We start from the raw sequence: 13,436 nt of genomic DNA, 5'->3' as shown, positions 1-13,436 counted from the left end.
CATGAGCGACATCAGACTCGACCCCATCGAGCGCGCCGTGGCCGACATCCGCGAGGGCAAGCCCGTCGTGGTCGTCGATGACGAGAGCCGCGAGAACGAAGGCGACATCATCTTCGCCGCGGCCAAGGCCACCCCGCAGCTCCTCGCCTTCACCATCCGCCACACCAGCGGCGTGATCTGCGTGTCCATGCACGGAGAGCAGCTCGACCGGCTCGGCCTGCCCCTCATGGTGCGCGACAACCGCGAACGCATGCGCACCGCCTACACCATCAGCGTCGACGCGCAGGACGGGGTCACCACCGGCATCTCCGCCGCCGACCGCGCCCGCACCATTCGCATCCTGTGCGACTCGGCGACCGAACCCGGCGATCTCGTACGGCCCGGCCATGTCTTCCCCCTCCGCTACCGCGAGGGGGGCGTGCTCGTACGGCCCGGCCACACCGAGGCCGCCGCCGACCTCGCCGCCCTGGCGGGCCTCAGCCCCGCCGGCGCCCTGGCCGAGGTCGTCAACGACGACGGCACGATGAAGCGCCTCCCCGAACTGCGCGAGTTCTGCGACGAACACGACCTCTCCCTCGTGTCCATCGAGCAGCTCATCGACTACCGGCGCCGCACCGAGCGCATGGTGACCCGCGTCGCCGAGACCACCCTCCCCAACCGCTACGGCATGTGGCGGGCCTACGGCTTCTCCAGCGCCATCGATGGCGGCGAACACATCGCCCTCGTCTACGGCGACATCGCCGACGGCGAGAACATCCTGGTCCGGGCCCACTCCGAATGCCTCACCGGCGACGTGCTCGGCTCCCTGCGCTGCGACTGCGGTGTCCAGCTCGACACCGCCATGGCCTCCATCGCCGCCGAGGGCCGGGGCGTCGTCGTCTATCTGCGCGGTCACGAGGGGCGCGGCATCGGGCTCCTGGCCAAGCTCAAGGCGTACAGCCTCCAGGACAACGGCCACGACACCGTCGATGCCAACCTCGAACTCGGGCTGCCGGTCGACTCCCGCGAGTTCGGCAACGCCGGCCAGATGCTCGCCGATCTCGGCGTGCGGTCCGTCCGGCTGCTCACCAACAACCCCGCCAAGCTCCGCGGCATGGACGGCTACGGCATCAAGGTGCTCGGCCGGGAGCCTATGCCCGTCGCGGTCAACCCCCACAATGAGCGCTACCTCGCCGCCAAGCGCCACCGCCTCGGCCACCACATCGACGCCCTGAGCCTCTCCGAGGGCGACGGCACGCCGGAGACCCGGTGACCACGCCGCGCGGGGAAGGTGGGGCACGCGCTCCGGTACGCCTATCTCACCGAGCCGAGGTATCAGGCGGGCGGTCGGCGCACTCTTGTAGAGGAGGGGCGGCGGCGAAGGGCGTGGCGACCGGCCCGGAGCACCGACGCCGGTCCCGCGTCGTGCAGACAAGAAAAATCTCATCGAAACGCGTCATGAGCGGAGCTTTCAGGAGTCGCAACACACAGGGATACGACTAAGGCCGAGGAGGTGTCGATGATGCGGTCTGGCGTGACGTGGACGCGGTGAATCACCGAAGGTCCGCGGCTGAAAGCTGTCATCAACGGTGAACACCCACGCTTTTCGGAGAATCGATGAAGCGATACGGAGTTACGTGGACACGGAGGTTCGGCGCATCCGGCGGCGAAGGCGGCCGGGAGTCGCCGTGAACGGCACGCGAGGCGTCCCGCCTCGGACTTCAACCGCGTCGGGCCGCCAGCGGCGCGGCACGACGACGAGAACGACGAGCACGACGAGAACGACGAGAACGACGAGAACGACGAGCATGATGGGAACGCCGGGAGCAGGACGGCCTCCCCAGCCCTACGACAAGGATCGAGAGAAAGCACCATGAGCGGCACAGGACGGCCCGAGGCGGAGATCGTGGACGCGGGCGGGCTCACCGTGGGCATCGTGGCGGCCCGCTGGCACTCCGCGGTCACCGACCAACTGGTGGCCCGTGCCGTACAGGCGGCGCAGGACAGCGGCGCCGCCTGCGACGTGGTGCGGGTGGCGGGGGCCCTGGAGATCCCCGTCGTCACCCAGGCACTCGCCCGCCGCCGCGACGCCGTCGTGGCGCTGGGGGCGGTGATCCGCGGAGACACGGCGCATTTCGACTACGTGTGCGACTCGGTCACCGCCGGCCTCACCCGCATCGCCCTCGACGAGGAAACCCCCGTTGGCAACGGCGTCCTCACCTGCGACACACTCGACCAGGCCCTCGAACGCTCCGGTCACCCCGGTAGCAAGGAGGACAAGGGTTACGAGGCCACGGTCGCCGCCCTGGAGACCGCCCTGGTGCTGCGCGATCTGCGAAAGTGAGTTCGGCGAGTTCGGCACGGCCCGGCCGTGCGGGTCTCCGCGACCCGCACGGCCGGGCCTGCCACCGGCCTCCCGGTCGGGCCGCGGGCGCGGCGGGAGGCGCGGGCGGGAGGCGCTCGGCGCTTACGGCGAGGTGAAGATCGGGGGCGGCGGTCCTGTGCGATAGGTTGCCAGTCGTTCCTCCAACCCTTCTGAGCAGCAGCGAGCCCGTAATGTCTGACACCGTGAACCCTCCGCCCCTCCCCGTCGTCTGGCGGCCCAAGAAGGGGAGAATCGTGGCGTACGGCTTCGCGGGCGTCATCGTCGTCGGCGCGGTTATCATGGCCGTCGCCCTGCCCCCGCCCTTCAAGATCGCCGACAAGATCGGCGTCGTGGCGTTCGGCTGCTTCGTCGCCGGCGTCCTCCACCTTCTCGGCCGCTGCCGGGTGGAGGCCACCGACAAGGGCATCACCCTGGTCAACCCCCTGCGGGTCCACCGCTACGAGTGGCCCGAAGTCCTCGACGTCACCCTCATCGACGGCGACCCCTGGGCCAAAATCGACTTCGCCGACGGCGCCACCATCGGCGCCGTCGGCATCCAGGGCTCCGAGCATGATCGCGCCCGCCGCCAGGTGGCCGAACTCCTCGCCCTCATCCGCAGCCGAGGCGAAGCCCCCGAACGCTGACCCCGCAACCGTTCAACCCACCCCGCCATATGAACACTTAGCCGCTAACCGTTCGTATCGCGGAAAGGCTCGCTCATGCGTGACGTTCTCTCACAGGTCGTGCGCTGGTGGAGGGCCGGCGAACGGTTCGGGCTGGCCACGGTGGTGAACACCTTCCGCAGCGCGCCGAGGCCGCCGGGCGCCTCGATGGCCGTGCTGCGCGACGAGGTCGTCGGCAGCGTCTCGGGCGGCTGCGTCGAAGGCGCGGTGTTCGAGCTGGCGACCGAGGCGACCGGGCCGGTGCTCCAGCGGTACGGCGTGAGCGACGACGACGCGTTCGCCGTCGGGCTGACCTGCGGCGGCATCCTCGATGTGCTCGTCGAGCCGGTGTCACGCGAGACGTTCCCGGAGCTCGGGGAGATCGCCGCGTCGATCGAGGCGCACGAGCCCGTGGCGACGGCCACGATCATCGCGGGCCCCGGCCGTACGGGCGCCAGGCGCGTCATCTGGCCCGACCGGGCCTCGGGCTCGCTCGGCGTGGCACGGCTGGACGAGGCGGTCGACGACGACGCGCGCGGCATGCTCGCCCAGGGGTTGACCGGCGTGCGCCGCTACGGGGCCGAGGGAGAGCGGCGCCTGGACGACCTGTCGGTCTTCGTGCATTCGTTCGTGCCGCCGCCGCGCATGCTGGTGTTCGGGGCGATCGACTTCGCCGCCGCGGTGGCGCGCATCGGCAAGTTCCTCGGCTACCACGTGGTGGTCTGCGACGCCCGGCCGCTCTTCGTGACGGCCAAACGCTTCCCTGAGGCCGACGAGGTCGTGGTGAAGTGGCCGCATGACTACCTGAGCGCCGTCGCGGCCGGCGTCGACGAGCGTACGGCGATCTGCGTGCTGACCCACGACCCCAAGTTCGACGTCCCGCTGCTGGAGGTGGCCCTGCGCACCCGCGCCGGCTACGTGGGCGCCATGGGCTCGCGCCGCACCCACGAGGACCGGTTGGTACGGCTTCGCGAGGCCGGCCTGACCGGCGGCGAACTCGCGCGGCTGCGCTCTCCGGTCGGGCTGGACCTCGGCGCGCGGACCCCCGAGGAGACCGCCGTGTCCATCGCGGCCGAGCTCATCCAGCTCCGGTGGGGCGGATCGGGCCGCCCGCTGACCGACACGATCGGCCGCATCCACGGAGAGCACTGAGGGCACTGAGGGCACTGAGGGCGCTGAGGGCGCTGAGGGCGCTGAGGGCGCTGAGGGCGCTGAGGGCGCTGAGGGCGCTGAGGGCGCTGAGGGCGCTGAGCGCGGACACTCTAGAGAACAGGGAGAACGCCGACCGCCATGGACGATCCCGCCGCCACCCCGGTCGACCTCGGACACCACGACAGCGGGCCGCCCGTGGCGGGGCTGCTGCTCGCCGCTGGCGCGGGCACCCGCATGGGCACCCCCAAGGCGCTGGTGGAGCTGGACGGCGAACGGCTCGTCGACCGCGGGGTCAGGCTGCTGGAAGACGGCGGATGCCACCCCGTCGTGGTGGTGCTCGGCGCGGCCGTCGTGCCGGTGCGCCGCGCTGTGGTGGCCCGCAACCCGGAGTGGCGCTCCGGGATGGGATCGTCGCTGCGGGTCGGGCTGTCGGCCGTGCCGCCGGAGGCGAGCGCGGTGGTCGTGGCCTTGGTGGATCAGCCGGGAATCCGGGCCCGCGCCGTACGGCGCCTGGTGGCGGCGCACCGCGCCGGCGCGTACGTCGCGGTGGCGACGTACGGCGGGGCCAGGCGCAACCCTGTGCTGATCGCGCGGGAGCACTTCGACGCGGTGGCGTCGCTGGCGGTGGGCGACGTGGGGGCGCGGCCGTTCCTGGCCGCTCACCGGCACCTCGTCACCGAGGTGCCGTGCGACGACGCGGGCGACCCGGCGGACCTGGACACCCCCGACGACCTCGCGCAGGCCCGCGGGCGCTGACAGGGCGGGGCTGACAGGGCGGGGCTGACAGGGCGGGGGAGGCCGGGGCGTGCGCGCGCCGGTCAGATGCGGAGCCAGGCGACCGCTGCGAGGTGGTCGCTGCCGGGGGCGGCCTCCACTCCGGCCCGCGTGGCCGTGAGCCCCCGGTAGAGGATGTGGTCGGGCCGGGTGATCGGGAACATCGACGGCCAGGTGAAGCCGAAGCCGGTCCCGGCCTCGACGTGGGCGTCGGTGAGCGGTGGCACGAGGCTGGCCAGTTTGCGGTCGGTGGTCGCGGTGTTGAGGTCGCCGAGCAGCAGGAGCCGGTCGCTGCCGTCACGGGCGATGACGCGGCGGGCCTCGGCGAGCGTGCGGTCGCGTACGGCGGTCTCGCCGGGCCTGGCGGAGGCCAGATGCGCCACGTAGACCGTGACCCGGCCCTTGGGCGTCCTCACGACCGCGCGCAGCGCGCGCGGCCACCCGAGGCCGAGGTCGAGGCGGCTGGTCTCGGTGATGGGGTAGCGGCTCCACAGGCCGACCGTGCCGGCGGTGAAGTGGTAGGGGAAACGAGCGGCGAGGACCGGGTCCAGCCCGCCTCCCCGCAGCTCCTGGAGCGCGAGCAGGTCGCGTCCACGGGCGACGGCGCGGACGGCCTTGGCCTGGTCGGGGGTCGCCGCCCCGATGTTGAGCGTGGCCACCGACAGGTCGCTCGGCCCGCCGGGGCCGCTGCGCAGCAGGTCGGGCCCGAACATCAGCCCCCACACCAGCCCGGGGACGGCCGCGGTCGCCACCGCCGACCCCGACCGGGCGGCGAGGGCGGCGACGAGGAGGAAGGGCACGGCGACCCCGAGCCACGGCAGCAGACTCTCCAGGACGGGGGTGACACCGCCGAGCTCGGGAAGGAGTCTGTGGCCGCCCATGACGAGTGCGATCAGCGCCGCCATAACCATGACCACCCGTCTCAGCACCCTGCGTAGGCTAGGTCGCTCACGAGGGGTAATACAACCGCAGCGCGCCGTGACTGCCGCTGAGTGGAGGCGATCATGGGGAGTGGCGGGGGCGGGGCGATCCGCTAGCCTCTGACTGAGCGGACCGAATCTTGTTCGGTCTTATGACGTGGTCGTGGGTGTGAAACGGAAGGAACCCGGCACATGCGCATCGGAATGGCCCTGAACTACGCGGGAGGCTTCAAGGAGACGGTGGACGGACTGGCCGACTACGAGAAAGCCGGGCTCGACATCGTCTTCGTCGCGGAGGCGTACACGTTCGACGCCGTCAGCCAGATGGGGTTCATCGCCGCCAAGACCGAACGGCTCCAGATCGCCTCCGGCATCCTTCCCATCTACTCCCGCACCCCCGCGCTGCTGGCCATGACCGCCGCCGGCATGGACTACGTGTCCGGCGGGCGCTTCACCCTCGGCCTCGGCGCCTCCGGGCCGCAGGTCATCGAGGGATTCCACGGCGTGCCGTACACCGCGCCCCTGGGGCGCACCCGCGAGATCATCGAGATCTGCCGCGCCGTGTGGCGCAAGGAGCGGCTCACCTACGAGGGCAGGCACTACACCCTCCCGCTGCCCCCCGAGCGCGGCACCGGCCTGGGCAAACCCCTCAAGCTGATCAACAACCCGGTCCGCGACCGCATCCCCGTCGTCATCGCCGCCATCGGCCCCAAGAACGTCGAGCTCGCGGCCGAACTCGCCGAAGGCTGGCAACCGCTCTTCTACATGCCGGAGAAGGCCAAGGACGTCTGGGGCGACTCCCTCGCCTCCGGCCACGCCCGGCGCGACCCCGCCCTCGGCGGGCTCGACATCATCGCCAACGCCCCCCTCGCCATCGGCGACGACGCCGGTGACCTGCTCGAACTCGGCAGAGACGACGCCGCGCTCTACATCGGCGGCATGGGCGCCAAGGGCAGGAACTTCTACAACGACCTCGCCCGGCGCTACGGCTACGAGAAGGAGGCCGAGACCATCCAAGACCTCTACCTCGCCGGCCGCAAGGCCGAAGCCGCCGCCCACGTGCCCAGGGAGCTCCTCGAATCCACCTCCCTCATCGGTCCCGAGGGCTTCATCCGCGACCGCATCGCCGCCCTCCGGGAGTCCGGCGTCACCACCCTCAACGTCACCCCTCTCGCCGCCTCCCACGCCGACCGCCTCAAGCTCATCGAGAAGATCAAAGAGCTGGCCTCCTAGCCCTGCCGGGCCGCTTCGCTCCACCCGTGGCCGCCCGGCCGGGGGCCCCGCCCGGGCCGCCGGGCCCCGGGGGGAGCGAGGGGCCCGGCGGGGTCGGCGGGGCGTCAGCCCTTGGCGGTGAGGGAGAGGGCGTACAGCGCGATGGCGGCGAAGTCATCGGCCGGCTCGGAAGCCTGCCACGAGCGGACGTCGTCGACGAAGCGGGAACCCCGCCCGGTGAACCGGTCGAAACGGTCGACGCCGTCGGGCGGGCAGTGGTTCATTTCGGCGAAGTGGCCGCCGAGACCGCTGTCGAAGAGGGTCTTGCTGTTGGGGCCGTTGACGACGGCGCCGACGGCGGGGCGCCGCGTGAGGTTGGCGATCTGGTGGTGCGGGCAGGCGATGGCCCCTTCCCCGGCGCCGACCATGAAAGAGGTGCCCCAGGCGTTGGCCCCGAGGGCCCAGTTGCGCTGCCTGGTGCCGAAGTCGTCGTAGGTCCTGTCCCCGCTCACGGCGCGGTACAGCTTGGCGGTGGCGATCAGGCCGAAGGTGCGGGGCACGGAGTCGAACTGGTCGTACCGCGCCCCGGCCCGGAACGGGTCGGCGGCGGCGCGGGCGGCGCCGATGTCGAGTTGGGCCTTGATGTCGCCGAGCAGGTCGGCCTCGCCGACGGCGAGCCCGGTGGCGCGGGTGGCGCGGATCGCCTTGACGAGGTCGGCGTGGGCGAGCGCGCTGACGTCGTAGAGGTTGAGCGTGTCGCCCCTGTCATGCGTGATGTACTCCGAAGCCCAGTGCGCGGCCTGGCGCAGCCAGTCGGCCGCGCGCGGGTCGCGGAGCCGCGCCGCGGCGAGGGCGAGCTCGGCGCCGCCGAGCTCCATGTCGTCGCGCCACAGGGTCTCGGGGTAGAACGCGTGGGGGAGCGAGGTGACGAGCGTCCCGACGTTCTCGGTCTTGGCCATGGCGTAGATCTGGGCGGCCTTGTCCAGGAGCCCTGCGGCGCGGCGGCGGTCGGGTTCGACCTGGGAGGCGAGGGCGAAGGCGGCAGCCGTACGGCCCGCGAGGTTGGGGCTGATCGGCCGGCCGGGGGCGGCGGCGCGGAACACGGGGCGGTTGCGGATGAACTTCCGGTCGGCGCCGGTGTCGCCGTCGTCGGCCTCGGGCAGGCGCCAGATGTCGTGGTCGCCGACGAAGGTGCCCTCCTCGTTGCCCGCGCCGATGCCGACCTGGATGTAGAGGGTCTTGGTCTTCTCGTCCCACATCTTGTCGAGCCACCTGAGGCCGTGCGCGGCCTCGGCCGCGAGGCGCGGGTCGGCCGCCCGCCCGGCGTCGCGCTGGGTGGCCCACATCAAGGTATCGACGTAGGACAGGATGTGGGTGAACTTGAGGTAGTCGCCCGCGTCGTACCACCCTCCTTCCACATCCACGGGTCCGCCGACCTTGGTGAGTTCGCCTTTGATCTGGTCGGTGCCGGGGCCGGTGAACGTGGGCCAGTCGTAGACGTCCGCGGCCCGGTCGTTGAGGTGGCTCGGCTTGCGCCGCAGCGGTCCGGGCAGCACGCCGGCGCCGTCGCGCTGGCCGCCGAAGAAGGTCACGGCCTTGGACGCCGTGTCGGCGAAGGCTCTGTGGCGGGCGATCCGGAAGCCCGGCGAGACCGCCGTGCCGCTCTTGATGTGATAGGTGCCGGTACGGCGGAGCCGTGACAGGTCAAGTGTGTAGACGTGGCCGTATGCGCTGTTCCAGGAGCCGAGGTCCGCTCCGGCCTTTCCGCGCAGCACCTCCCTGCCCCTGTGGTCGACGACGGTGAATCCGGCTCCGGGGGAGGGGGCGGAGGTCATGAGATAGGCGTGTTTGGACTCGGTCGTCGCGTATCCGACCTGGTCTACCCTGATCAGGACTGGTGAGGGGTTCGATTCGGCCATGGCGGGGCTCCCTGCGGCCACAAGGCCCATGACGAGGGCGCCGACCGCGAGCGTGCGTGGTCTCATCGGCTCTCCTGAGCGAGGGGGTGAAAGTTAGGAAACCTTCCTAACCTTCATCGGCACGGTAGTGGCGTTGCCGGGGGGCGGTCAATGAGCTGTTTCCCTCCGCGGACGCCGGCCGCTCGGCGTACGCCGTACGGGCCGTCCCGAGCGGTACGCGCCGCACCCGAGCGGCCGTCGCCCTGTTCCGGGGCCGGTAGACTGAGCGACCGAGTATGCGCATAGGGCTTGTACGCGGGAGAAGAGACGAGTGGCGACGACCAACGACCTCAAAAACGGCATGGTGCTCAAGCTTGACGGCGGTGAGCTCTGGGCCGTCGTGGAGTTCCAGCACGTCAAGCCCGGCAAGGGCGGTGCCTTCGTCCGCACCAAGCTCAAGAACGTGCTGTCCGGCAAGGTGGTCGACAAGACCTTCAACGCCGGCGTGAAGGTCGACGTGGCCAACGTCGACAAGCGCGAGATGCAGTTCTCCTACCTCGACGGCGACGACTTCGTCTTCATGGACACCGAGACCTACGACATGGTCAACGTGCCCAGGGCGACCGTCGGCTCGGCCGCCGACTACATGCTGGAGAACACCCTCGCCACCGTGGCGTTCCACGACGGCTCGGCGCTCTACGTCGACCTTCCGGCCGCGGTCGAGCTGACCGTGTCCCACACCGAGCCGGGCCTGCAGGGTGACCGCTCCACCGGCGGCACCAAGCCCGCCACGCTGGAGACCGGTGCCGAGATCAAGGTGCCGCTGTTCATCACGACCGGCGAGAAGATCAAGGTGGACACCCGCAGCGGCGAATACCTCGGCCGCGCCTGATGTCGGCCAGAGGGAAGGCGCGCCGCCGCGCGCTTGACATCCTCTTCGAGGCCGAACTCCGGAGCGAGAACCCGCTCACGGTCCTCGCCGAGAGGGTGGCGCGCGCCGAGCCGCCGGTCAACGAATACACCTCGACCCTGGTCGAGGGCGTGGTCCGGCATGTGAGGCGCATCGACGACCTCATCGAGACCTATTCCGAGGGCTGGACGCTCGACCGCATGCCGGCCGTCGATCGCAACGTGCTGCGCGCGGGCACCTACGAGTTGCTCTGGATGCCCGACGTGCCGGACGGCGTCGTGATCAGCGAGTGGGTGCATCTGGCCTCCGAGCTGTCCACCGACGACTCGCCGCAGTTCGTCAACGGGCTGCTCGCCCGCTTCAATCAGCTCAAGCCCAAGCTCGCCCTCTAGCCTTAGGCTCTGACTGAGCCTTGACGGAGGGGGAGATCCAATGCGCGACCAGAGTGTGATGAGACCCGTGGGAGCCACCGCGGTCCGCACCGCGGTGGTGTGGGACGCGCTGCGAGCGGTGCTCGACGAGCTGGCCTCCGCCGCCGGGCGGGACCGTTTGGACATCGTGGACGCAGGGGGAGGCACGGGCGGCTTCGCCGTACCTCTCGCCGAGCTCGGGCACGCGGTGACGGTGGTGGACCCGAGTCCCGACTCCCTCGCCGCGCTCGAACGGCGCGCCTCGGAGGCCGGGGTGGGCGTGCGCTCCCTCCAGGGCGACGCGGGAGACCTCGCCGAGCTGCTTCCCGCCGGGGGCGCGGACCTGGTGCTCTGCCACAGCGTCCTCGAATACGTGGAGGACCCCGCCGCGGCGCTGGTCGCCATGGCGGGGCTGCTGCGCCCGGGCGGAGTGATCAGCGTGCTGGCGGCCAATCCGGTGGCCACGGCGATCCACCGGGCGACCTCGGGCCGGTTCAAGGAGGCGCTGAGCCTGCTGGCCGACCCCGCGGGCCACTGGGGCGACCACGACCCGACTCCGCGCCGCTTCACCGGCGAGGGGCTGGCCGGGCTGCTCGCCGCCTCGGGGTTCGTTCCGGGTGAGGTGCACGGGGTGCGGGTCTTCGCCGATCTCGTGCCGAGCCGCCTGCTGGACGGAGACCCGGGGGCGGCCCAGGCGTTCGCGGCGCTGGAGCACGCGGCCGCCCGCCACCCCGTGCTGCGCGACATCGCCACCCAGGTCCACATCCTCGGCCACCGCGCCTGACCGGCCCTCGGCCGTGCCGTCCTCGGCCGTGCCGTGCCCGTGCCGTGCCCGTGCCGTCCTCGGCCGTGCCGTGCCCGTGCCGTCCTCGGCCGTGACGGCTCGTGCCGTCCGTGTCCGCGCCGTGTCCGCGCCGCGCTCGTGCCCGTGCCGTCTGCGGCAGTGACGGCTCGTGCCGCACAGTGATCGAACGGCAGTTCGCATAGACTGGATGGCGTGTCGCGTAAGCAGGTGATCCAGGGCGGCGCCCGGGGCGGTGGGCCGAGGGCCGACGACACGGGCTGCCCGATCCTCCATGTCGACATGGACGCCTTCTTCGCCGCCGTCGAGCTGCTCGACCGGCCCGAGCTCCGGGGAAGGCCGGTGATCGTGGGGGCGGCCGGGGCGCGCGGGGTGGTGCTGAGCGCGACCTATGAGGCGAGGCGCTTCGGCGTGCACTCGGCGATGCCGATGACGCGGGCACGCCGCCTGTGCCCGTCGGCCGTGGTCATCCCGCCGAGCCACGGGAAATACTCGCAGGTCTCCCGAGGGATCATGGAGCTGTTCCAGTCCTTCACGCCGCTGGTGGAGCCGATCGCCTCCGACGAGGCGTTCCTCGACGTGTCGGGGGCGGGCAGGCTGATCGGTTCGCCCGCCGTGATCGCGGAGCTGATCAGGCGGCGGGTGCGTGAGGAGTTCGGGGTGACCTGCTCTGTCGGCGTGGCGAGCAGCAAATTCGTGGCCAAGCTTGCCTCACGCCAGTGCAAGCCCGACGGCCTGCTGGTCGTCCCCGCCGACGGGGTGGTCGAGTTCCTCCACCCGCTTCCCGTCGCGATGCTGTGGGGTGTGGGGGAGCGCACCGAGAGCGCGCTGACCAGGCTCGGCATCAAAACCGTCGGAGACCTCGCCCGGGTCCCTCCCGCGACGCTCAAACGCGAGCTCGGCCAGGCCGCGGGTGCCCACCTGGCCGCCCTCGCCTGGGGCCGCGACGAGCGCCCGGTCACGCCCCACACCCCGGACAAGAGCATCGGGGCGGAGGAGACGTTCGCCTCCGATGTGCACGATCCCGAGGTGATCCGGCGCGAACTGCTGCGCCTCAGCGAACGGGTCGCCGCCCGCCTGCGCGAGGGGGGCCACGTCGGCCGCACGGTCAGCGTCAAGCTGCGCAGGTCGGATTTCACCACGATCACCAGGTCCAGGACCCTCCGGGAGCCGACCGATGTCGCGGCGGAGATCTACGCCACGGCCTGCGATCTTTTCGCCGCCGCGGGGCTCCAGCGGGTGAGGCTGCGGCTCGTGGGCGTCCGGGTCGAGGGCCTGCGCCCGGTCGAAGGGGTCTCTCACCAGCTCAAACTGGGTGAGCGCGACCTCGGCCGGAGGGAGGCCGAACTCGCGGCGGACAAAGCGGTTCGAAGGTTCGGGCCCGGTGCTGTGGTCCCCGCCTCGCTGGTCCGTCCGAGATTTGATGAAATGGACTTATGACATCGACGTCAAAAAGGAGGTGGATATGTCCAGATCGGTGAGATCCGTCGGCGCGGGTGTCCGCCCAAGGGCGGTATCCGCTCGGGACGGCTCGCCGTGGGGTCCCCGGCGCGGGGAGGCCGGGGCACGGAAGACCGGAGGAGCCGGTGCGGAGACGCCCAGCGGGCGGCAAAGTGCCAGCAGTCTGATGTCACGAGTTCCGCCATTCTTTGATGGAATGGATCTATGACATCGCCTCCGGTTTGGTCTACGTTGGACGTTTTCTTTCGCCCACGTCTACAGCCTCGTATTCTGGGGATAACCGACCGCGAGGTTCGGACACCCCGTGTCGTCCGTTGCCGTCTACCCCGTCCTGGGGCCGTCCTTGGGAGGCGCCGTGCCGCTCTCTGAGCACGAGCAGCGCTTGCTCGACCAGATCGAGCAGGCCCTCTACGCCGAGGACCCGAAGTGGGCCAATGCCGTACGGATCCGTGATCCGCGCAACCACTACAAGCGCCGCCTGGTGAAGGCCTCCATCGGCTTCCTCCTCGGCGTCGTGTTGTTGATGGTCGGTGTCGTGTCGCAGGTCATCGCACTCGGTGTCGGCGGCTTCGTGGTCATGCTCGCCGCATGCCTGTGGGGTCTGTCGAGCTGGAAGCGCATGAACGGGTTCGGGGGCACAGAGGCCGCCGCGCCCAGTGGCCCCGGTCGCCAGCGCCCCGCGGGAAGGCCGCGCGGGCAACGACGCCCCGGGTTCATGGAACGCATGGAGGAGCGCTGGCGTCGTCGCCACGACGACCAGTGAGCGTTTCTCCCCGCCGGAGGATGTGAGGTCGCGGCCCCGGACCAGTCGCCCCTTCCCCGCAAAGGAGAGGCCACCGGCCCAGGACCGCGACGGATCCGGCCGCGGATCCAGAGGCATGAGGTCCTGCG

The 13,436-nt window shown here is 71.2% G+C and carries 14 protein-coding genes; 11 read left to right on the top strand and 3 right to left on the bottom strand.

Translation table 11 applies throughout. The annotated features are described in order from the left end of the window. The first annotated feature begins 1 nt into the window (after position 1). Positions 2 to 1,252, top strand: a complete 1,251-nt coding sequence (locus BLQ73_RS10715) for a bifunctional 3,4-dihydroxy-2-butanone-4-phosphate synthase/GTP cyclohydrolase II (protein WP_093170238.1) — start codon at positions 2 to 4, stop codon at positions 1,250 to 1,252. A gap of 360 nt (positions 1,253 to 1,612) precedes the next feature. Here BLQ73_RS10715 and BLQ73_RS32230 read toward each other — a convergent pair whose 3' ends face one another. Then, positions 1,613 to 1,789 carry a hypothetical protein gene (locus tag BLQ73_RS32230; protein ID WP_176955366.1) on the bottom strand — a complete coding sequence of 59 codons (177 nt, stop codon included), beginning with the start codon at positions 1,787 to 1,789 and terminating at the stop codon, positions 1,613 to 1,615. 63 nt (positions 1,790 to 1,852) lie between these two features. Here BLQ73_RS32230 and ribH point away from each other — a divergent pair, with 63 nt between their 5' ends. The 4 genes from ribH (at position 1,853) to BLQ73_RS10690 (ending at position 4,914) form a co-directional block, all read left to right on the top strand. Then, positions 1,853 to 2,323, top strand: coding sequence for a 6,7-dimethyl-8-ribityllumazine synthase (gene ribH, locus BLQ73_RS10710; protein ID WP_093170237.1), 471 nt, complete (start codon positions 1,853 to 1,855; stop codon positions 2,321 to 2,323). A gap of 212 nt (positions 2,324 to 2,535) precedes the next feature. Further along, a complete protein-coding gene (locus BLQ73_RS10705) occupies positions 2,536 to 2,988 on the top strand; it encodes a PH domain-containing protein (RefSeq protein ID WP_093170236.1) in 453 nt (150 codons plus the stop codon). A gap of 75 nt (positions 2,989 to 3,063) precedes the next feature. Further along, positions 3,064 to 4,158 (top strand): XdhC family protein, encoded by a 1,095-nt coding sequence (locus BLQ73_RS10700; RefSeq protein ID WP_093170235.1) that lies wholly within the window; start codon positions 3,064 to 3,066, stop codon positions 4,156 to 4,158. 138 nt (positions 4,159 to 4,296) lie between these two features. Next, positions 4,297 to 4,914: a nucleotidyltransferase family protein gene (locus BLQ73_RS10690; protein WP_176955365.1), complete on the top strand. Its 618-nt coding sequence runs from the start codon at positions 4,297 to 4,299 to the stop codon at positions 4,912 to 4,914. Positions 4,915 to 4,976: 62 nt separating this feature from the next. Here BLQ73_RS10690 and BLQ73_RS10685 read toward each other — a convergent pair whose 3' ends face one another. Beyond that, positions 4,977 to 5,861 (bottom strand): endonuclease/exonuclease/phosphatase family protein, encoded by an 885-nt coding sequence (locus tag BLQ73_RS10685; RefSeq protein ID WP_245690977.1) that lies wholly within the window; start codon positions 5,859 to 5,861, stop codon positions 4,977 to 4,979. Between the two features lie 183 nt (positions 5,862 to 6,044). Between BLQ73_RS10685 and BLQ73_RS10680 the strand changes: the two genes are divergently transcribed. After that, positions 6,045 to 7,085 carry an LLM class F420-dependent oxidoreductase gene (locus BLQ73_RS10680; RefSeq protein WP_093170233.1) on the top strand — a complete coding sequence of 347 codons (1,041 nt, stop codon included), beginning with the start codon at positions 6,045 to 6,047 and terminating at the stop codon, positions 7,083 to 7,085. A gap of 104 nt (positions 7,086 to 7,189) precedes the next feature. Here the strand turns inward: BLQ73_RS10680 and BLQ73_RS10675 are convergent, their stop codons facing one another. After that, positions 7,190 to 9,049: a glycoside hydrolase family 9 protein gene (locus BLQ73_RS10675; RefSeq protein ID WP_093170232.1), complete on the bottom strand. Its 1,860-nt coding sequence runs from the start codon at positions 9,047 to 9,049 to the stop codon at positions 7,190 to 7,192. 244 nt (positions 9,050 to 9,293) lie between these two features. Here BLQ73_RS10675 and efp point away from each other — a divergent pair, with 244 nt between their 5' ends. The 5 genes from efp (at position 9,294) to BLQ73_RS10650 (ending at position 13,308) form a co-directional block, all read left to right on the top strand. Then, positions 9,294 to 9,854 carry an elongation factor P gene (gene efp, locus BLQ73_RS10670; RefSeq protein WP_093170231.1) on the top strand — a complete coding sequence of 187 codons (561 nt, stop codon included), beginning with the start codon at positions 9,294 to 9,296 and terminating at the stop codon, positions 9,852 to 9,854. Continuing rightward, entirely contained in the window at positions 9,854 to 10,264 is a 411-nt protein-coding gene (gene nusB, locus BLQ73_RS10665) for a transcription antitermination factor NusB (protein WP_093170230.1), read from the top strand. The genes efp and nusB overlap by 1 nt, the downstream gene beginning before the upstream one ends. Before the next feature lie 40 nt (positions 10,265 to 10,304). Beyond that, positions 10,305 to 11,066, top strand: coding sequence for a class I SAM-dependent methyltransferase (locus BLQ73_RS10660; protein ID WP_176955364.1), 762 nt, complete (start codon positions 10,305 to 10,307; stop codon positions 11,064 to 11,066). 213 nt (positions 11,067 to 11,279) lie between these two features. Further along, on the top strand, positions 11,280 to 12,524 hold the full coding sequence (locus BLQ73_RS10655; RefSeq protein WP_093170229.1) for a DNA polymerase IV: 1,245 nt from the start codon (positions 11,280 to 11,282) through the stop codon (positions 12,522 to 12,524). 376 nt (positions 12,525 to 12,900) lie between these two features. Further along, positions 12,901 to 13,308 (top strand): DUF3040 domain-containing protein, encoded by a 408-nt coding sequence (locus BLQ73_RS10650; RefSeq protein WP_093170334.1) that lies wholly within the window; start codon positions 12,901 to 12,903, stop codon positions 13,306 to 13,308. The last annotated feature ends 128 nt before the right edge of the window (positions 13,309 to 13,436 follow it).

It is taken from the genome of Sinosporangium album, assembly GCF_900100605.1.
GTDB classification, from domain to species: Bacteria; Actinomycetota; Actinomycetes; order Streptosporangiales; family Streptosporangiaceae; genus Sinosporangium; species Sinosporangium album.
Note: the sequence above shows the minus strand (reverse complement) of the source record. Positions and strands in the feature narration are given on the sequence as shown.